Below are 17,877 nucleotides of genomic sequence, written 5' to 3'. Positions count from 1 at the left end.
TCGACCAAGAAGCATCAACCGTCGCTCTGGCGCGGTCCCTCCCCGACCTGATCGTGCATCCGCGCGTCGAACGAAGCAGGAAAGCCTGACCCGATGAAGAACCCCGCCCTCGCAGTGAAGCTCGCCGTCGCCCTGACCCTGGCCGCGTGCGGTCCGGCCGACGCTGGCAACGCTCCGGCGACCGTCGCCGCGGCTGGGGCGTCGGGCGCTCAAGATCTCCCCATGGTGACGGAAGTCGGCTTCAGCGACCTGCTGCGCGATCCGGCGACGCCGTTCATCGGCGCCGAGAACGCCGACATCATCATCATCGGCTTCATGGACTACAACTGCCCCTACTGCAAAATGATGATCCCGGAGCTGGAAGGCCTGATGAAGGCCGATCCCAAGGTGCGCATCCTCTACAAGGAATGGCCCATCTTCGGCGCCGTGTCCGAGAACGTGGCCCGCCTGGCGATGGCCGCCAACTACCAGGGCAAGTACCATGAGGTGCACAAGGCCTTCATGGGCGCCAAGGGGCGTATCGAGACCGACCAGCAGGCGCGCAGCCTCGCACGCGCGGCCGGGGTCGACATGAACCAGCTGGATCGCGACCTGGCCACGCACCGCGAAGAGATCGACGCGGTGATCCTGCGCAATACGCGCGAAGCCTCGGCGTTGGCCCTGAGCGGAACCCCCGCCTTCATCATTAACGGCAACCTGATCCCCGGCGGCATGCCTCAGGCGCAACTGGAAGCCGTCATCGCCCGTATCCGTGCGGGTCAACCCGTGCGTTGATCTAACAGGCTTCACTTTACGCTCGCCTCTGAACGGCAGGCTGGCATAGTCGCCAGATGCGAAGCCTGCTGTTCAACATCGCCTATTGGGCGCTTTCCATCACCTACGGCCTGGCCGCCGCCTTTGCGGCCCTGGCGCCGGGCCGCAAGGCCACAAGCTGGATCATCCGCCGCTACGTCCGGCGCATGGTGCAGGCCATGAGCCTGTTCGCAGGCATCCGCATCGAGACGCGCGGCAAGGAACGCCTGCCGCAGGGCGCCTTCATCATCGCCTCCAAGCACCAGAGTTGGGGCGACGGCTTCGCCACCTATGATCAGTTCGACGACGTGGCCTTCGTCACCGGCGACCATCTGGAGAAGTTCCCCCTGTTGGGAACCGTGCTGAGGAAGCTGGGCGCCATCGTCGTCAACAACTGCGGCGGCCACGCCGCCCGCGCCGCGCTCAAGGAACGCGCCGCCGACGCCAATCGCGAGGGGCGCAAGATCCTGATCTATCCGGAAGGGAATCTGGCCAAGGTCGGCGAGAAGTACCGTTACCGCTCGGGCGTCTGGCACATGTATCGCGACTTCGACATGCCGGTCGTGCCGCTGGCGACCAACCTGGGCCTGTTCTGGCCGCTGGAAGAGTACCGGAAGAACCCCGGCACGGCGACGCTGGAATTCCTCGAACCGATCCCAACCGGATTGCCCAAGGCCGAGTTCCTGGAACGACTGGAGGCGGCCGTGGAAGGTAAGACGGCGGAACTGATCGCCGAGGCGACGGGTCAGCCGGTCACGCCCGCCGTTCTGGTCTCCACCCCGGACGAGGCCGCCAAGGCCGCCGCAGCGGCCGAGGCGGTCAACGCCGCAGCCTAGGCCGCCGGAATCACAGCGCCTTCATACTTCGAAGCGATGAAGTCCTTGATCGCCTGGCCGCGCAGGGCCTTGGCCAGGGCCTGGATGCGCGGGTCGTTCTGATTGTCCGGGCGGGCGACCAGATAGTTCACATAGGGACTGTCGGCGCCTTCCAGTTGAAGCGCGTCGGTCTTGGGCTTCAGACCGGCGTCGAGGGCGTAGTTGGTGTTGATCACCGCGCCGTCCACCTGGGGCAGGATCCGCGGGATGGTCGCGGCCTCGACCTCCTGGAACTTCAGCCCCTTGGGATTGGTCGCGATGTCGCGCACCGTTTGCAGCGGGTTTTGCGGATCCGCCAAGGTGATCAGGCCCGCCGCCTGCAGCAGCAGCAGGGCGCGACCGGTGTTCGACGCATCGTTGGGCAGAACCACCTGGGCGCCGTTCGGCAGATCGGCCAGCGCCTTGTGCTTGCGCGAATACAGGCCCAGCGGCTCGACGTGGATCCCGGCCACAGTGACCAAGCTCGTGCCGCGCGCCGTGTTGAACTCGTCCAGATAGGGCTTGGTCTGGAAATAGTTCACATCCAGCCGTTTTTCAGCGAGTTGCACGTTCGGCTGAACGTAGTCGTTGAAGACCTTGATCTCGATCGGCACGCCTTCGGCGGCCAGGATCGGCTTCACCTGCTCGAGGATTTCGGCATGCGGCACGGCGGTGGCGCCGACCAGCAGGGGCGCGCCCTCGGCCCCCGCCTTCTTGTCCGCGCCCTGGCTGCAGGCGGCGAGCGTCAGGACAGCGGCGGCGGACAGCAGCAGCGAACGGCGGATCATAGGGCAGGCTTTCGTAAAATCAGCGGTGCGAGACCTTAGCGACCAGACGGTCGCCGATCATCTGCAGAATTTGTACGAGGATCAGCAGCAGAACTACGGTCACGGCCATGACGTCGGTCTGGAACCGCTGATAGCCGAAGCGGATAGCCAGGTCGCCCAGACCGCCCGCCCCCACTACGCCCGCCATGGCGGTGTAGCTGACCAGGGCGATGGCGGTGACGGTCGCGCCGGCGATGATGCCCGGCATGGCCTCGGGCAACAGAGCCCGCGTCACGATCTGGAAAGTCGAGCCGCCCATGGCCTGGGTCGCCTCGACCACGCCCTTGTCCACCTCGCGCAGGGCCGTCTCGACCAGGCGCGCATAGAAGGGCGCGGCCCCGACCACCAGCGGCGGAATGGCGCCCGCCACGCCCAGCGAGGTGCCGACCAGCAGCACCGTTACCGGCAGCATGACGATCAGCAGGATGATGAAGGGCACCGAACGCAGCACATTGACCACGAAGGACAGCAAGGCGTTCAGCACCGGATTGGCCGCCAGCCGCCCCTTGCCCGACAGATACAGCAGCACGCCCAGCGGCACGCCCAGGATCACCGTCAACACCATCGACCCGCCCAGCATCAGCAGGGTGTCGATCGTCGCCTTGCCGATATCGGCCCAGTCCACATTGGCGAACATCAGACCGCCTCCACCACGACGCCGCGCGCGGTCAGTTGCGCCAGAGCCGCCTCGGCGTCGCCGCCAGTAAAGGCGACCATCATTTGACCGTAGGGCTCGCCCCGGATGCGGCTGATCCGGCCCGACAGGATTGAGTAATCCACGCCCGCCGTGCGTGCGACGCGGCTCAGTTCCGGCTCATAGGTCGACGGGCCACGGAAGGTCAGACGAGCCATGCGCGCCCCGGCGGGCGCGACCGAGGCGTCGACCGTCTCCTCGCCCTCGGCCAGCATGGCGCGGGTCACGGCGTGCTGCGGATGCAGGAAGACGTCGGCCGTCGCGCCCTGCTCCACGATCCGGCCGTCCTTCAGCACCGCCACCCGATCGCAGACGCGGCGCACCACCTCCATCTGATGGGTGATCAGGACGATGGTCAGACCGAGATCGCGGTTCAGCCCGTCCAGCAGGGTCAGGATGTCTTCGGTCGTCTCGGGGTCGAGGGCGCTGGTCGCTTCGTCGCACAGCAGGACGCTAGGCCCGCAGGCCAGGGCGCGGGCGATGCCGACGCGCTGCTTCTGGCCGCCCGACAACTGGGACGGGTGCTTCTTGGCATGATCGGCCAGCCCCAGCTGGGCCAGAAGCTCCCTCACCCGCGCCTTCACCTCAGCCTCAGGCCGCCCTTCCAGCCGCAAGGGGAAGGCGACGTTGTCCTCGATCGTCTTGGCGTTCAGCAGATTGAAGTGCTGGAAGATCATGCCGATGCCGCGCCGCGCGGCGCGCAGTTCGGCGGCGTTCAGGGCGGTAATTTCCTGCCCATCAACGAAGACCTTGCCCGCATCAGGCGTCTCCAGCCGGTTGATGGCGCGGATCAGGGTAGACTTGCCCGCCCCCGAACGGCCCACCACGCCGAACACCTCGCCGCGCGCGACATGCAGATCGACGGCGTCCAGCGCCGTGCGGTCGCCCGCCGCGCTGCGATAGCGCCGGGTCACCCCCTCCAATCGGATCATGTCAGTCGGCGTCCAGAGCAGCGGCAGGGATGATGGTGACGCTCTCGCCGCAGCCGCAGGCGTCCGTCTCGTTCGGATTGCGGAAGACGAATTTGGACGCCAGCTTCGTCACCTCATAGTCGATTTCGGTGCCGATCAGGAACAGGACGGCCTTGGGCTCGATCAGGATGGTGACGCCCTTGTCCTCGACCACCTCGTCCAGCGGCAGGGCTTCTTCCGCATAGGCGAAGGTGTATTCCTGCCCGGCGCAGCCGCTGTTCTTCACGCCGACGCGGAGGCCGACGTAATCCTTCTCGGCGTTGTCCATGATTTCGCGCACGCGCGCGGCGGCGGCGTCCGTCAGGGTCACCGCCTTGGGCCGGGGCCGCCGGGGCCGGGTCGTTGCAGTCTGAAGTTCGGTCATCAGGGCCTCCTCAGAACATGTTCAGGGCCAGCTTGGCCTCGTCGCTCATCTTGGAGGAGTCCCACGGCGGATCGAACACCAGGTTGGCCTTGGCGCTGCGCACGCCCTCGACCTTGGCCACCGCCGTCTCGACCCAGCCGGGCATCTCGCCCGCCACGGGGCAACCCGGCGCCGTCAGCGTCATCTCGACCAGCACGTCGCGGTCGTCAGACACGTCGACCTTGTAGATCAGGCCCAGTTCATAGATGTCGACCGGGATTTCCGGGTCGTACACCGTCTTCAGCGCCTCGATCAGGTCGTCCGTCAGCTTGTCCAGCTCGGTCTGGGACAAGGCGCTCTTTTGCGGCTCGTCCCAGCTGGCGGCGAAGGCGTCGCTGTCGCTGATCGCGTTGTCGGTCTTGGCGTCCATACTCGTCACACGAAGAAGTTCCGCGCCTTGATCAGCGCGTCCACGAAGGCGTCTGTATCCTCCATGGTGTTATATAGGGCGAAGGAGGCGCGTGCGCTTGCGCTGACGCCCAGTCTTTTCGCCAGAGGCTCGGCGCAGTGCAGCCCGGCCCGCACGGCGACGCCGTAACGGTCCATGATCTGGGCCACGTCATGGGCGTGCGCGCCCTCGACGGTGAAGGTCAGGATCGCGCCCTTCCCTTCCGCCTCGCCCAGAATCCGCAGCCAGTTGTGCCCCCGCAAGCGCTCAACGGCATGGTGATACAGGGCCATTTCATGCGCCTGAATCGCCGCCGGATCATATTGCGACAGCCACTCGACCGCCGCGCCCATGCCGATGGCTTCCAGGATCGGCGGCGTGCCCGCTTCGAAACGGTGCGGCGGCTTGGCGTAGGTCACGCCTTCCTTCTCGACCGTGACGATCATCTCGCCGCCGCCCTGATACGGCGGCAGGGCGTCCAGCGCCTCAGTCGAGCCGTACAGGACGCCGATGCCCGTGGGCGCGAAAAGCTTGTGCCCGGTCAGGACATAGTAGTCGCAGCCGATGGCCTGAACATCCGGCGCCGCGTGGACCGCGCCCTGGCAGCCGTCGACCAGCACCCGCGCCCCGACCGCATGGGCAAGACGGGTGATCTCGGCGACCGGATTGATGGTGCCCAGCACGTTCGACATGTGGGTGACGGCGACCAGCTTCGTCTTCGGCCCCAGCAGGGCGGCGAAGGCTTCCATGTCCAGCGAACCGTCGTCCTTGATCGGCGCCCATTTCAGCACCGCCCCGCGCCGTTCGCGCAGGAAGTGCCACGGCACGATGTTGGAGTGGTGCTCCATCTCGGTGACGATGATCTCATCGCCCGGCTGGATCGACAGGCCGACGCCGTTGGCGACCAGATTGATCGCTTCGGTCCCGCCCTTGGTCCAGACGATATTGTCGGCTGAGGGCGCGTTCAAAAAGCGAGCCACGATCTCGCGCGCACGCTCATAGGCCTCCGTCGCCTCGTTCGACAGGGTGTGCAGACCCCGGTGGACGTTGGCGTAGCTGCCCTCCATCGACGCGACCAGGGCGTCGATGACGGCGCGCGGCTTCTGCGCCGAGGCGGCGGTGTCCAGATAGATCAGCGGCTTTCCATTCACCTGTCGCGACAGGATCGGGAACTGCGCGCGGGCGGCATAGGGGTCGAACCCCGTCACGGAAGCATTCATCACAGGCGAGCCGTCAGCCATTCCCGCACCACCTCTCTGGCGCCTTCGTGCTCGATCCGGTCGACGACCTCGATCAGGAAGGCATGGGTCAACAGGGCGCGGGCCTCATCGGCCGAAATGCCGCGCTGCTGCATGTAGAACAGGGCGCTTTCGTCCAGCGTCCCGACGGTCGCGCCGTGGGCGCACTGCACCTCGTCGGCGTAGATGATCAGCTCGGGCTTCACGTCGATCTCGCCGCGATCCGAAGCGATCAGGCCGTGGTGGCCCATCCGTGCGTCGGTGTCGTCGGCGCCCTTTTGAACCAGGATCTTGCCCTGGAAAACGCCGCGCGCCTCGTCGCGGACCACGCCCTTGATCAGTTGGCTGGTCGTGCCGTTGGCCGCGACGTGGTCGATCACCGAGGTCTGATCCGAATGGCGCGCGCCGTTCAGCAGATAGAGGCCGTCCACGCGCGCGTCGGCGCCTTCCGCTCCGTGGCGCAGGCGGGTCTCAAGACGTTGCAGTTTGGCGCCGGTGGCGACGATGGTCTGACGATAGCGCCCGCCCGCCTCCAGCCGCACCTCGGCCTCGGCCACAGAAATGGCGTCGGCGGGCTCGTCGGTCAGGACGATCCGGATAACTTCGGCGTCGGCGGCGACGTCGATCTCGACCTTGTTGTGGGCGACATAGGCCGAGCCCTTGCCCTCATGCGTCTCCAACAGCAGCAGGCGCGCGCCGGGACGGGCGACGATGCGCGCCGCCGCCGTGTGGCCAGTGCCTACAGCGTCCGAGATAAAGCGCAGGCGCAGCGTCTGCTCGCCCGAGGCGATGTAGTCCTTCACCCCGACCGGACGGCCGTTGGCGAAGACGACGGCGTCGCCGCCCAGATCATAGAACGGCCCCGGCGCGCCCACGACGGCGGTGCCGGACGCTTCAGGCGCTTCACGAAGAAAGCGCTTCAGGTCGCTGTATTTCCATTCCTCGACCCGCCGCGAGGGGAAGGTCGAGGCGTCGGTGAGGTCCAGCCGGGCCAGCGCCTTCATGCCGCCTCCGGCAGGAACTTGTCGTAGCCTTCCGCCTCCAGCTCATGCGCCAGCTCAGGCCCGCCCGAGGCCACGATACGACCGCCCGCTAGAACGTGCACACGATCCGGTTTGATGTAGTCCAGCAGGCGCTGATAGTGGGTGATCACCAGCATCGACCGCTCCGGGCTGCGCATGGCGTTCACGCCGTCGGCGACGATGCGCAGGGCGTCGATATCGAGACCGGAGTCTGTCTCATCGAGGATCAGCAGCGACGGCTCCAGCAGGGCCATCTGCAGGATCTCCATCCGCTTCTTCTCACCGCCGGAGAAGCCGACGTTCAGCGGCCGCTTCAGCATGTCGAAGTCCATCTTCAGCGACTGCGACGCCGCCTTGACCAGCTTCAGGAAGGCCGGGGCCGAAACCTCTTCCTCGCCGCGCGCGCGCTTCTGGGCGTTCAGCGCCGTGCGGATGAAGGTCATAGCCGGAACGCCGGGAATCTCGATCGGATACTGGAACGACAGGAACAGACCCGCCGCCGCGCGCTCGGCCGGTTCGATGTCCAGCAGATCCACGCCGTTCCACGAGGCGGAACCATCCGTCACCTCATAACCGGGACGGCCCGACAGGCTGTAGCCCAGCGTCGACTTGCCCGCCCCGTTCGGCCCCATGACTGCATGAACTTCGCCCGCAGGCACGTCCAGCGTCAGCCCCTTGAGGATCGGCTTGTCGGCGACGGAGACGTGCAGGTTATTGATCTTAAGCATTATTTTTCTTCTTCAACTCACTCAGCCGACCGAGCCTTCGAGGCTGATCGCCACCAGCTTCTGGGCCTCGACGGCGAACTCCATCGGCAGTTCCTGCAGGACGTCGCGGACGAAGCCGTTGACCAGCAGGGCCACGGCCTCCTCTTCCGACAGACCGCGCTGCTGGGCGTAGAAGAGCTGGTCCTCGGACAGGCGGGTCGTGGTCGCTTCGTGCTCAAGCTGGGCCGAGCCGTTGCGGACCTCGATATAGGGAATGGTGTGGGCGCCGCACTCCTTGCCGATCAGCAAGCTGTCGCACTGGGTGAAGTTGCGCACGCCGGTCGCCTTGGAGTGGATCGACACCAGACCGCGATAGGTCGAGTCCGACTTACCGGCCGAGACCGTCTTGGCGATGATGCGGCTGCGGCTGTTCTTGCCCAGGTGCAGCATCTTGGTGCCGGTGTCGGCCTGCTGATGACCGTTGGTGATGGCGATGGAGTAGAACTCGCCCGAGCTTTCTTCGCCCTTGAGGATACAGGACGGGTATTTCCAGGTGACGGCCGAGCCGGTCTCGACCTGGGTCCAGCTGACCTTTGAACGATCGCCGCGGCAGTCGGCGCGCTTGGTGACGAAGTTGTAGATGCCGCCCTTGCCCTCGGCGTCGCCGGGGTACCAATTCTGAACCGTCGAGTATTTCACCTCGGCGTCGTCCAAGGCGATGATCTCCACGACCGCCGCGTGCAACTGGTTCTCGTCGCGCATCGGCGCGGTGCAGCCTTCCAGATAGGAGACGTAGGAACCCTTGTCGGCGATGATCAGGGTGCGCTCGAACTGGCCGGTCTGGCTGGCGTTGATACGGAAGTAGGTCGACAGCTCCATCGGGCAGCGCACGCCCGGCGGGATGTAGACGAAGCTGCCGTCCGAAAAGACCGCGCTGTTCAGGGCCGCGAAATAGTTGTCGCTGACCGGCACGACGGTGCCGAGGTACTGACGCACCAGATCAGGATATTCACGCAAAGCTTCGGAAATCGGCATGAAAATCACGCCCGCCTTGGCCAATTCCTCCTTGAAGGTGGTGACGACCGAGACACTGTCGAACACGGCATCGACCGCCACCTTGGGCGCGCCCTGGACGCCGGCCAGAACCTCCTGCTCCTTCAGCGGAATGCCCAGCTTGGCGTAGACCTCCAGCAGTTCGGGATCGACCTCGTCCAGCGACTTCGGCCCCTCCTTCTTCACCGGCGCGGCGTAGTAGTAGAGATCCTGATAGTCGACGGGATCGTATTTCACCGCCGCCCAGGTCGGCTCTTCCATCGCCAGCCAGCGTTCATAGGCGGCCAGACGCCACTCCAGCATCCACTCCGGCTCGCCCTTCTTTTCAGAGATGAAGCGGATGATGTCGGGGTTCAGGCCCTTGGGGGCGAACTCTTGCTCGACGTCAGTGGTGAAGCCGTACTTGTATCGCTCCAGCTCCGCGACCGTATCGATTGTTTCCTGAACGATAGCCATAAGTTACGCGATTTCCTTTGCGCGCTCTTGCAAGCGTGCCTTGTGCTTGTCCCAGGCCATGACCCAGGCATCCGCGAAGCGAGTCCAGTCAGCCTCGGTCGTGCCCCAGCCCCCGGAGACGCGCACGCCCCCGGTCGCCAGATGATGCAGCCCCATGGCGCTGATCGCCTTGGATGGCTTGACCTTGCCCGACGAACAGGCCGAACCGGCCGAGACCATGACCCCGACCAGATCGAGGGTGATCAGTTGCTGCGGGCTGTCCCAGCCCTCAACGGCCATGAACAACGTGTTGGGCAGGCGCTCGACCGCGCCGCCGATGACGGTCGCGCCCGCCGCCTTGACCTTGGCCTCGGCCGCGTCGCGCCAGGCGACATGAGCCCTGGCGGCGTCCAGATCACGCGCGGCGCAGTCGGCGGCGACGCCGAAGCCGGCGATCCCCGGTACGTTCTCGGTTCCGGCGCGCAGGCCGCGCTCCTGACCCGCGCCGTGCAGGATGCGGATGGCGGACATGCCGTCCTTCAGCACCAGCGCCCCCACGCCCTGCGGCCCGCCCAGCTTGTGCGCCGAGAGGGTCAGGCTGTGAGCGCCCAGCGCCTTCATGGTCACAGGAATCTTGCCCGCCGACTGTATAGCGTCGACGTGCAGCCAGCCGCCCGCCACGCGAACCAGAGCCGCCGCCTCGGCGATCGGCTGGATCACGCCGCTTTCGTTGTTGGCGTGATGAATGGCGACGACCGCGCGGCCCGGACGCGCCAGCGCCTCAGCCAGCCAGTCCAGATCGACCACGCCATCTGCATCAACCGGCAGAACTTCAACCGGAACGCCGCTGACGGCGGCGGCCTCGGCCACGCAAGGGTGCTCGGTCGCGCCGACGATCAGTCGCTCACAACCGGCGGCCAGGGCGCTGTGGATCGCCTGGGCGTTGGACTCGGTCCCGCCCGAAGAGAAGATGATCGCCGTCGGGTCGGCGCCGACCAGATCGGCCACCTGGGCGCGCGCCGTCTCGATACGAGCCCGGGCGCGTCGACCGGCGGCGTGCACGGCCGAAGGGTTGCCGTTGTCGGTCAAGGCCTTAGCCATGATTTCCTGAACTTCAGGACGAACCAGACCCGAGGCGTTGTAATCCAGATAGACGCTCACGCTGCTGCCTCCATGGACGCCGCATCCTTCTGACCCATGCGCGCCCGGTTCGTGCGTTTTTCAATCACATCGGCCAGGCTGACCCCGGCGAGATAGCGATGAATCTCGGCGCCCAGATCTTCCCAAAGATCGTGGGTGATGCAGCGCGCGCCGCCCGTCATACAGCCGCGCGGGGTGCCGTGGGCCGCGCAGCGCGTGGCGCGGATCGGCTCGTCGACGGCCAGGACGATGTCGGCAACGACCGTCTCCTCCGGCCCCTTGGCCAGGCGGTAGCCGCCGCCCGGCCCGCGAATGCTCTTCACCAGCCCGCCCTTGCGCAGCCGTGCGAACAACTGCTCCAGATAGCTGAGCGAGATTTCCTGACGGGTGGCGATTTCGGCCAGGGACACGGCCCGGCCCGAGCCGTTTTTCGCCAGATCGGCCATCGCCATCACGGCGTAACGTCCCTTTGTCGACAGGCGCATCCCTATAACCTCAAAATTCTAACGCTTTTCGGGGCGGCCATGCTAAGACCCCCGGCCTCGCTGGCGAGTGCGTCACGCACCGGGGACTTAGAAAGTCCTACCTCCTCGGTCAAGTATTATCCGTCCGGCGAAACCTCTATTGATTGTAGGGACCGCGATCCATGCCTGAAGTCATTCTGCCCGGCGCCTCTGGCCGCATCGAAGGCCGTTATTCGCCCGGCAAGCGGCCTGATGCGCCGATCGCCCTGATCCTGCACCCGCACCCCAAGGCGGGCGGGCATATGAACAACCCGGTCGCCCTGACGATGCACCAGTTGTTCGTTCAGCGCGGGTTCGCCACCTTGCGCTACAACTCGCGCGGCGTGGGCAAGTCCCAGGGCGAGTTCGACAGCGGCATCGGGGAACTGGCCGATGCGGCCACGGCGCTGGACTGGCTGCAGGCCAACAACCCCGCCGCCACCCAGACCTGGGTCGCGGGCTATCAGTTCGGCGCCTACATCGGCATGCAGTTGCTGATGCGCCGTCCCGAGACCGACGGCTTCATCTCGGTGTCGCCGCCCTCGAACATCTACGACTTCAGCTTCCTGGCCCCCTGCCCGGCCTCGGGCCTGTTCCTGCATGGCACGGCCGACACGGTAGTGCCCCCGGCCGAGGTCGAGCGCGTGGTCAATAAGCTGCGCACCCAGAAGGGCATCGTCATCGACTATGAGCTGGAAGAAGGCGCGACCCACTTCTGGCAGGACCATATCGGCGCTGTCGAGCGCCGCGTCGGCGCCTATCTGGACAAGCGCCTGGCCGAAAAGCCGGCCTGACGTCCTGACGATCAGCGCGGAGGTCCGGCCTCCGCGCGGGTCCGCCACAGGGACCAGACCACTCCCGTCGCCAGGATCGCCGCCGTCACCGACAGGGAGACGGCGGGCGGCACCTTCTCGATCCCCAGCAACGGCGCGGCGAACACCTTGCCGCCGATGAAAACCAGCAGAACGGCCAACGCCTGTTTCAGATAGGCGAAGCGGTGAATCACCGCCGCCAAGGCGAAATAGAGCGCCCTCAGCCCCAATATGGCGAAGATGTTGGACGTGTAGACGACATAGGCGTCCGTCGTGATGGCGAAGACCGCCGGCACGGAGTCCACGGCGAAGATCACGTCAGCGATCTCGATCGTCACCAGGGCCAGAAACAGCGGCGTGGCGTGCAGCTTCACCTCGCCGGAGCGGCGGCTTTGCGTGCGGACAAAGAAGGCGTGCCCGTGCAGGGCGTTCGTCACCCGCATCCGTCGTCGGAACCACTTCAGCAGGGCGTTGTCGGCGATGTCCGTTTCCTCGCCGCGCGCAAAGAACATCTTCACGCCCGTGAGGATCAGAAACCCGGCAAACAGATAAAGCACCCAGTGATAGCGGGCGACCAGCACCGCACCCCCGCCGATCATGATCGCCCTCAGAACGATGACGCCCAGCACCCCCCAGAACAGAACCCGGTGCTGATAGAGGCGCGGCACGGAAAAGGCGCTGAAGATCAAGGCGATGACGAAGACATTGTCCATCGCCAGACTTTTTTCGACAGCGTAGGCGGTCAGGTATTCGACGGCGCTGTCAGCCCCTTGCGATGACCACAGCCACGCGCCGAAGGCCAAAGCCACGGCGACGTAGAAGGCGGACAGCGCCAAGCTTTCGCGAACCCCGATCTCATGATCGCGCCGATTGAACAGCCCTAAATCCAGCGCCAGCAAGGCGATGACGACCGTCAGGAAACCCGCCCACATCCAGACGGGCTTGCCCAACCACTCCAATAGCAACAGTTCCATCGACGCCTTCGCGAGCCGTTTCCAACGACGCGGCCGACATCGCGATGAAGGGTCGCCAGAGGGGCCCGGTCCGCTATGACCTCAACGCATGGCGACGGCGAGCGTTGCTCAGTTTTCGCGGCAAGTCGGCCAGGAGGCGAAACGCGCTTCGTACTGCGCCAGCGTATGCGGAAATCCTGCTTCCGCGCGACGGCGGTCGGCGTTCGCGGGATCCTCGAGGTTGTCGTAGTCGATGACCCAGCGTCCATTCTTGCAGGTCACTTGCGTCCCGTAGCGTTGCGGACGCCCCTCGTTCACGGCCAGTCGATCGTACATCAGACCGAACTGCGCCCCATCAACCTCGCCCGTCGCCACGAGAGGCTCGAGCACCGGCACGAAACGTCGCCACTGCTCAAGGTTTGAATGCTGGATGATGAGAAAGGCCGTCTGCGACGGCCCCTCGCCATAGCGGCTTTTGAGGAACCAGCCTTCCGGCGGCAGCATGGCGAGCAAGGCGTTGAGATTGGCTTCGTCCACCTCCTCCTGAACCTGCCACATCGCCTTGTTGGCGGCCTGCTCCTGATCCGGAGGAAGAATGCTCAGATCGACTTTCTGCATCGCCTGTCGCCCCATCTGATCCAGGCGATACATCCGCAGAAAGCGTTCCTCGTGATCCTGAGGAGGCGGCGCTTGCGCCTGTCGGCGCTGTTCCTCGGCAATTGTTTCGAGCACGGGAGCGATTAGGGCTCGCGCCTCGGCGCTCAGTTCATCGGAGGGCGCGGAGACCTCTGCCTGACCCAACAGAAACAGTGTGGCGATCCATGCAATCATGTGTCCGTCCCTGATGAAGAACTTGGACAGCAGATTAAGACGAATTACGTCGTTTTCTAATGCTCGCCTTCCGCCGCCGCCACGGCCGCCGGGCGGTGAGCGCGAACGCACCAGACGACGCTGACGATCATCAGGATCATGGCGACGACCTCGATCACCGTTGGGCCGCGCTGCTCCCAGATGAAGCCGTAGATGAAGGCGAACAACGTCTCGGAAACGATCATCTGGCCCAGCATGGTGAGGGGCAGAAGGCGGCTGGCCTGGTTCCAGAAGGCGTTGCCGATGACCGAGGCGAAGATGGCCACCCCCGCGCTGACGCCGATCAGGCGCAGCCAGGCGTCATCCGTCATGCCGTCCAGCATGAACAGCGACGGGATGACCAGCAGCAGCGCCAGCCCTCCTGTGACCACCCCGGTCAGCAGCGACCACTCATGCGGGGTGACGTCAGGCAAGCGTCCCATCCAACGACTGTTGCCTACGGCGAAGGCGGTCCAGGACAGCAAGGCCGCCACGGCGCAGCCCAGGCCGATCAGGGTGGCCGTTCCGCCTTGGGCCGCCGCGCCGCCGCCCTGGTTGAGCGATTCCCAGCCGATCAGGCCGACGGCCAGCGCCGCCACGGCGATGGGCGGCGCGACACGCGACAACGGCGGCGACTCCTTGTCCCGCAGCCCCCACAAGGCCACCACTACGGGCACCATGCCGACGATCAGAGCCGAGGCCGCAACGCCCGCGTAGTGCACCCCGACCACCAGGAAGGCGAAGTAGACCAGGTTGCCCGCCAGACTTAGCCACACCAGGGCGCCCCACGCCTTGCGCGTCAGAGCCGCCGTCACCCGCCGCCAACGTGGCGCGATCAGCAGGACCGCGATCAGACCATAGGCCAGGTAACGCCCCGCCGTCAGAAGCAGTGGCGAGGCCTCTGGCACGACCTTAGGCGCCAGGAAGACCAGCCCCCACAGAGCACCCGCCGCCAGACCGCTGGCGACGCCCCAAAAGCGTGATGAGGCGGCCACCTATTCCGCTCCCGGCTCGACGATCCGGCCGCCGGTCATGGGGGCCGGAACGCCTGTCGTGCCGGGGAAGCTGATCGGCAGGCCCATGCGGCAGCGCGCGGCCAGGAACGCGAAAGCCTCAGCCTCGATCGAGTCGCCGCGCCAGCCCTTGTCCCCAGCCGTCGAGACGGGAACGCCGACACGTTCACGAATGGCGGCCAGCAGCACAGGGTTGTGGCGACCGCCGCCGCAGACGACGATCTCCTTCGGCTGTTCCGAACAGCGGGCGACGCCTACGGCCACGGCCTGAGCCGCGAAGGCGGTCAAGGTGGCGGCCGCATCTTCCAGCGACAGTTCCGCCACCGGGTCCAGCGAGAAGTCAAAGCGGTCCAGCGACTTCGGCCCGGTCGTCGCGAAATAGGAATGGGCCAGATAGGCGTCCAGCACGATCGGATCGACCGTTCCCGCCGCCGCCAGACGGCCGCCCTCGTCCATCCGCTTCTTCATGCGGGACTGGACCAGCAGATCGACCATGCCGTTGGCCGGGCCGGTGTCAAAGGCCTCCAATCCGCCGTCTGCGCGGATCAGGGTGATGTTGCCGACGCCGCCCAGGTTCAGCACGGCGACCGGCCCCTCCATCCCCGCCTTGCGGACCAGCGCCGCGTGATAAACGGGGGCCAGCGGCGCGCCCTGCCCGCCTGCCGCCACGTCAACGCTGCGGAAGTCGTAGGCCACCGGCACGCCCAACCCCTCAGCCACACTGACGGCGTCGATCAGTTGGACGGTGCGGCCCGGAGCATCCGGCGTCGGCGCCTCGTGCAACACCGTCTGACCGTGCACGCTGACCAGATCCAGCGCGCTGGACTTCACCCCGTTCACCGCCATGAAGCCGAGGGCGGCAGCCAGGTGCGCATCGGCCACCGCCATGCGGGCGTCCTCAAAACTGTCCGGCTCTTCCTCGTCGCGTTCCCAGTCGAAGGCGTCGTCGATCGCGTCCTCAATGATGGCGCGGGTCTCGCCGTCCAGCTTCATCTCGCCGGCGGGACCGAAGGACAGGATGTCGTGACCGTCGGTCTCGATCACCGCCATGTCCACGGCGTCCAGCGAAGTGCCGGTCATGAAGCCGAGCACGCGGAGAGTCTTTTTCGGGGAGGTCGTCATGGCGGCTTGACTGCCACGTCGAGCGCGACGTAGCTAGCGCCCATGATCGCGCAACCGGCCCTTTTCGCCGCCTATTACTACGGCCTCTACTAGAGAGCGGCCGCGATCCTTGCCGCCCTTCCCTCGGCGGCATTATTCCTCGGAAGACGGCCGCCGGTTCTGATGCTACGGACCCGACCATGACCGAGCCCACGACCCAAACCGTTTCCGAAACCGCCTTCAAGTCGGACTTCCTGCGCCTGATGAAGGCGCGCGGCTATATCCACCAGATCACCCATCCGGTCGAACTGGACGAGGCGGCGGCGTCCGGCGTGGTCACGGGCTATATCGGCTTCGACGCGACGGCGCCGTCGCTGCACGTCGGCCACCTGATCCAGATCATGCTGCTGCGCCGTCTTCAGCAAGCAGGGCACAAGCCGATCGTCCTGATGGGCGGCGGCACAACCAAGGTCGGCGACCCCAGCTTCAAGGACACCCAGCGCCCCCTGCTGACCGAAGAGAAGATCGCCGAGAACATCGCCGGCATCAAAGGCGTGTTCGAGAAGTTCCTGACCTTCGGCGACGGCCCGACCGACGCCGTCATGCTGGATAACGACGAGTGGCTGTCGCAACTGGGCTACCTGCAGTTCCTGCGCGACTACGGTACGCACTTCACCATCAACCGCATGCTGAGCTTCGACTCGGTCAAGCTGCGCCTGGATCGCGAGCAGCCGCTGACCTTCCTCGAGTTCAACTACATGCTGATGCAGGCGACCGACTTCCTGGAGCTGAACCGTCGCTATGGCTGTTCGCTGCAGATGGGCGGCTCGGACCAATGGGGTAATATCATCAACGGCGTCGAACTGACCCGCAAGGTGGACCACAAGGCCGCCTTCGGCCTGACCACGCCGCTGCTGTCCACCGCCTCGGGCCAGAAGATGGGCAAGACGGTCGGCGGCGCCGTGTGGCTGAACGCCGACGCCCTGTCGCCGTTCGACTACTGGCAGTACTGGCGCAACACCGAGGACGGCGACGTGGGCCGCTTCATGCGCCTGTTCACCGACCTGCCGCTGGATCAAATCGAACGCTATGAGGCGCTGGAAGGCGCCGAGATCAACGACGCCAAGAAGGCCCTGGCCGACGCCACCACCTCCATGCTGCATGGCGTCGAGGCCGCCCAGGCCGCGCGCGCCGCCGCCGAAGCCGCCTTCGAGAAAGGCCAGTTGTCGGCCGACCTGCCCACCGTCGAACTGCCGCGTGACGAAGTGATCGGCGCCATGATCGCCGCCGTCACGACCAAGGCGGGCCTCAGCGCCTCCAACGGCGAGGCGCGCCGTCTGGCCCAGGGCGGCGGCCTTCGCCTGAACGACGAGGTCGTCAACGACGGCGCCCGCCTGATCGAAGAGGCCGACCTGAACACGGACGGCGTGCTGAAACTCGGCGCCGGCAAGAAGAAGCTGGTGCTGGTGCGGCCGGTTTAGGGAGAGCGCTGTGACCGACATCACCGAAAACACCCCCGCCCCTGCTTTCAACCTGGCGACGGATGGCGGCGGGCGCGTGTCGCTGGACGGGCTGAAGGGCAAGAACGTCGTCCTCTACTTCTACCCCAAGGCCGACACGCCGGGCTGCACGACCGAGGGCCAGGACTTCTCGGCCCTGATCGACCGGTTCTCGGCGGCCGACGCCGTGGTGATCGGCGTGTCCCGCGACACGGTGAAGAAGCTGGACCGCTTCAAGGCCAAGCATGACCTCAAGGTGGTGCTCGGCTCAGACGAAGACGGCGCGGTCACCGAAGCCTGGGGCGTCTGGGTGCAGAAGAAGCTCTACGGCCGCGAATACATGGGCATCGAACGCGCCACCTTCCTGATCGACAGCCAGGGCGCGGTCCGCCGCGCCTGGCGGAACGTGAAGGTGAAGGGTCATGCCGAAGAGGTTTTGGCCGCCGTCGAAGCGCTGTGATCGGCGAGCGGGGTTCGAAAGGCCCCGCTTGACCTCTCCGTCTCAGCCCCCCCTAAGTATCGGCAGGGATTGTATCCTCAGGGGCTGACATTGACCAAACGCCGGTCGTCCCGGCGTGACGCGGAGAGTATAGATGTTCAACAAGAACAAACCCCTCGACAAC

The 17,877-nt window shown here is 65.9% G+C and carries 20 protein-coding genes; 5 read left to right on the top strand and 15 right to left on the bottom strand.

The genetic code is table 11. From position 1 onward, the window contains the following. Window positions 1-93: 93 nt before the first annotated feature. Both BDIM_RS06935 and BDIM_RS06930 read left to right on the top strand, forming a co-directional pair. Complete coding sequence (locus BDIM_RS06935) at window positions 94-774, top strand: DsbA family protein (protein WP_003164851.1); 681 nt, start codon at window positions 94-96, stop codon at window positions 772-774. A 56-nt stretch (window positions 775-830) separates the two neighbouring features. Next, window positions 831-1,628, top strand: a complete 798-nt coding sequence (locus tag BDIM_RS06930) for a lysophospholipid acyltransferase family protein (RefSeq protein WP_003164850.1) — start codon at window positions 831-833, stop codon at window positions 1,626-1,628. On the opposite strand, the gene BDIM_RS06925 is transcribed toward BDIM_RS06930, so the two are convergent. From BDIM_RS06925 to BDIM_RS06875, 11 genes are read right to left on the bottom strand one after another with little or no spacing between them, the layout of a single operon-like run. Continuing rightward, window positions 1,625-2,434, bottom strand: coding sequence for a MetQ/NlpA family ABC transporter substrate-binding protein (locus BDIM_RS06925; protein ID WP_003164849.1), 810 nt, complete (start codon window positions 2,432-2,434; stop codon window positions 1,625-1,627). The genes BDIM_RS06930 and BDIM_RS06925 overlap by 4 nt on opposite strands. A gap of 19 nt (window positions 2,435-2,453) precedes the next feature. Then, entirely contained in the window at window positions 2,454-3,110 is a 657-nt protein-coding gene (locus BDIM_RS06920; protein WP_003164848.1) for a methionine ABC transporter permease, read from the bottom strand. Further along, window positions 3,110-4,099, bottom strand: a complete 990-nt coding sequence (locus tag BDIM_RS06915; RefSeq protein ID WP_003164847.1) for a methionine ABC transporter ATP-binding protein — start codon at window positions 4,097-4,099, stop codon at window positions 3,110-3,112. The genes BDIM_RS06920 and BDIM_RS06915 overlap by 1 nt, the downstream gene beginning before the upstream one ends. 1 nt (window position 4,100) lies before the next feature. Then, complete coding sequence (locus BDIM_RS06910; protein ID WP_040345340.1) at window positions 4,101-4,502, bottom strand: HesB/IscA family protein; 402 nt, start codon at window positions 4,500-4,502, stop codon at window positions 4,101-4,103. A gap of 10 nt (window positions 4,503-4,512) precedes the next feature. Beyond that, window positions 4,513-4,911, bottom strand: coding sequence for an SUF system Fe-S cluster assembly protein (locus BDIM_RS06905; RefSeq protein WP_003164845.1), 399 nt, complete (start codon window positions 4,909-4,911; stop codon window positions 4,513-4,515). A gap of 5 nt (window positions 4,912-4,916) precedes the next feature. After that, a complete protein-coding gene (locus BDIM_RS06900) occupies window positions 4,917-6,149 on the bottom strand; it encodes an aminotransferase class V-fold PLP-dependent enzyme (protein WP_003164844.1) in 1,233 nt (410 codons plus the stop codon). Continuing rightward, the gene (gene sufD, locus BDIM_RS06895) at window positions 6,149-7,171 is read right to left on the bottom strand and encodes a Fe-S cluster assembly protein SufD (RefSeq protein WP_040345338.1); all 1,023 of its coding nucleotides are present in this window, start codon (window positions 7,169-7,171) and stop codon (window positions 6,149-6,151) included. Before sufD ends, BDIM_RS06900 begins: the two co-directional genes overlap by 1 nt. After that, entirely contained in the window at window positions 7,168-7,917 is a 750-nt protein-coding gene (gene sufC / locus BDIM_RS06890; protein ID WP_003164843.1) for a Fe-S cluster assembly ATPase SufC, read from the bottom strand. Before sufC ends, sufD begins: the two co-directional genes overlap by 4 nt. A 21-nt stretch (window positions 7,918-7,938) precedes the next feature. Next, complete coding sequence (sufB, locus tag BDIM_RS06885; RefSeq protein WP_003164842.1) at window positions 7,939-9,405, bottom strand: Fe-S cluster assembly protein SufB; 1,467 nt, start codon at window positions 9,403-9,405, stop codon at window positions 7,939-7,941. A gap of 3 nt (window positions 9,406-9,408) precedes the next feature. Continuing rightward, window positions 9,409-10,545: a cysteine desulfurase family protein gene (locus tag BDIM_RS06880; RefSeq protein ID WP_040345336.1), complete on the bottom strand. Its 1,137-nt coding sequence runs from the start codon at window positions 10,543-10,545 to the stop codon at window positions 9,409-9,411. After that, window positions 10,542-11,009, bottom strand: a complete 468-nt coding sequence (locus BDIM_RS06875) for an Rrf2 family transcriptional regulator (RefSeq protein WP_040345333.1) — start codon at window positions 11,007-11,009, stop codon at window positions 10,542-10,544. The genes BDIM_RS06880 and BDIM_RS06875 overlap by 4 nt, the downstream gene beginning before the upstream one ends. Before the next feature lie 161 nt (window positions 11,010-11,170). Here BDIM_RS06875 and BDIM_RS06870 point away from each other — a divergent pair, with 161 nt between their 5' ends. Further along, the gene (locus BDIM_RS06870; protein ID WP_003164840.1) at window positions 11,171-11,821 is read left to right on the top strand and encodes an alpha/beta hydrolase; all 651 of its coding nucleotides are present in this window, start codon (window positions 11,171-11,173) and stop codon (window positions 11,819-11,821) included. Between the two features lie 11 nt (window positions 11,822-11,832). Here the strand turns inward: BDIM_RS06870 and BDIM_RS06865 are convergent, their stop codons facing one another. From BDIM_RS06865 to BDIM_RS06850, 4 genes are all read right to left on the bottom strand, one after another. Continuing rightward, window positions 11,833-12,813 (bottom strand): TerC family protein, encoded by a 981-nt coding sequence (locus BDIM_RS06865; RefSeq protein WP_003164839.1) that lies wholly within the window; start codon window positions 12,811-12,813, stop codon window positions 11,833-11,835. A 108-nt stretch (window positions 12,814-12,921) separates the two neighbouring features. Then, window positions 12,922-13,623 (bottom strand): DUF6624 domain-containing protein, encoded by a 702-nt coding sequence (locus BDIM_RS06860; RefSeq protein WP_040345329.1) that lies wholly within the window; start codon window positions 13,621-13,623, stop codon window positions 12,922-12,924. A gap of 56 nt (window positions 13,624-13,679) precedes the next feature. Then, window positions 13,680-14,636: a DMT family transporter gene (locus BDIM_RS06855; RefSeq protein ID WP_040345326.1), complete on the bottom strand. Its 957-nt coding sequence runs from the start codon at window positions 14,634-14,636 to the stop codon at window positions 13,680-13,682. Beyond that, complete coding sequence (locus tag BDIM_RS06850; protein WP_040345324.1) at window positions 14,637-15,776, bottom strand: anhydro-N-acetylmuramic acid kinase; 1,140 nt, start codon at window positions 15,774-15,776, stop codon at window positions 14,637-14,639. 179 nt (window positions 15,777-15,955) lie between these two features. Here BDIM_RS06850 and tyrS point away from each other — a divergent pair, with 179 nt between their 5' ends. Together tyrS and BDIM_RS06840 are read left to right on the top strand one after the other, a co-directional pair. Then, the gene (gene tyrS, locus BDIM_RS06845; RefSeq protein WP_003164836.1) at window positions 15,956-17,236 is read left to right on the top strand and encodes a tyrosine--tRNA ligase; all 1,281 of its coding nucleotides are present in this window, start codon (window positions 15,956-15,958) and stop codon (window positions 17,234-17,236) included. Window positions 17,237-17,246: 10 nt separating this feature from the next. Continuing rightward, entirely contained in the window at window positions 17,247-17,714 is a 468-nt protein-coding gene (locus tag BDIM_RS06840) for a peroxiredoxin (RefSeq protein ID WP_003164835.1), read from the top strand. Window positions 17,715-17,877: the final 163 nt, after the last annotated feature.

The organism is Brevundimonas diminuta ATCC 11568 (genome assembly GCF_000204035.1).
Taxonomy (GTDB): Bacteria; Pseudomonadota; Alphaproteobacteria; order Caulobacterales; family Caulobacteraceae; genus Brevundimonas; species Brevundimonas diminuta.
Note: the sequence above shows the minus strand (reverse complement) of the source record. Positions and strands in the feature narration are given on the sequence as shown.

What these genes read in the sequence shown, in the direction of transcription:
- tyrS (WP_003164836.1), top strand. Translation starts at nt 15,956, where the DNA reads ATGACCGAGCCCACGACCCAAACCGTTTCCGAAACCGCCTTCAAGTCG.
- sufB (WP_003164842.1), bottom strand. Translation starts at nt 9,405, where the DNA reads ATGGCTATCGTTCAGGAAACAATCGATACGGTCGCGGAGCTGGAGCGA.
- BDIM_RS06870 (WP_003164840.1), top strand. Translation starts at nt 11,171, where the DNA reads ATGCCTGAAGTCATTCTGCCCGGCGCCTCTGGCCGCATCGAAGGCCGT.
- BDIM_RS06850 (WP_040345324.1), bottom strand. Translation starts at nt 15,776, where the DNA reads ATGACGACCTCCCCGAAAAAGACTCTCCGCGTGCTCGGCTTCATGACC.
- BDIM_RS06915 (WP_003164847.1), bottom strand. Translation starts at nt 4,099, where the DNA reads ATGATCCGATTGGAGGGGGTGACCCGGCGCTATCGCAGCGCGGCGGGC.
- BDIM_RS06920 (WP_003164848.1), bottom strand. Translation starts at nt 3,110, where the DNA reads ATGTTCGCCAATGTGGACTGGGCCGATATCGGCAAGGCGACGATCGAC.
- BDIM_RS06925 (WP_003164849.1), bottom strand. Translation starts at nt 2,434, where the DNA reads ATGATCCGCCGTTCGCTGCTGCTGTCCGCCGCCGCTGTCCTGACGCTC.
- BDIM_RS06930 (WP_003164850.1), top strand. Translation starts at nt 831, where the DNA reads ATGCGAAGCCTGCTGTTCAACATCGCCTATTGGGCGCTTTCCATCACC.
- BDIM_RS06865 (WP_003164839.1), bottom strand. Translation starts at nt 12,813, where the DNA reads ATGGAACTGTTGCTATTGGAGTGGTTGGGCAAGCCCGTCTGGATGTGG.
- BDIM_RS06900 (WP_003164844.1), bottom strand. Translation starts at nt 6,149, where the DNA reads ATGAATGCTTCCGTGACGGGGTTCGACCCCTATGCCGCCCGCGCGCAG.
- BDIM_RS06860 (WP_040345329.1), bottom strand. Translation starts at nt 13,623, where the DNA reads ATGATTGCATGGATCGCCACACTGTTTCTGTTGGGTCAGGCAGAGGTC.
- sufD (WP_040345338.1), bottom strand. Translation starts at nt 7,171, where the DNA reads ATGAAGGCGCTGGCCCGGCTGGACCTCACCGACGCCTCGACCTTCCCC.
- BDIM_RS06910 (WP_040345340.1), bottom strand. Translation starts at nt 4,502, where the DNA reads ATGACCGAACTTCAGACTGCAACGACCCGGCCCCGGCGGCCCCGGCCC.
- BDIM_RS06905 (WP_003164845.1), bottom strand. Translation starts at nt 4,911, where the DNA reads ATGGACGCCAAGACCGACAACGCGATCAGCGACAGCGACGCCTTCGCC.
- sufC (WP_003164843.1), bottom strand. Translation starts at nt 7,917, where the DNA reads ATGCTTAAGATCAATAACCTGCACGTCTCCGTCGCCGACAAGCCGATC.
- BDIM_RS06875 (WP_040345333.1), bottom strand. Translation starts at nt 11,009, where the DNA reads ATGCGCCTGTCGACAAAGGGACGTTACGCCGTGATGGCGATGGCCGAT.
- BDIM_RS06935 (WP_003164851.1), top strand. Translation starts at nt 94, where the DNA reads ATGAAGAACCCCGCCCTCGCAGTGAAGCTCGCCGTCGCCCTGACCCTG.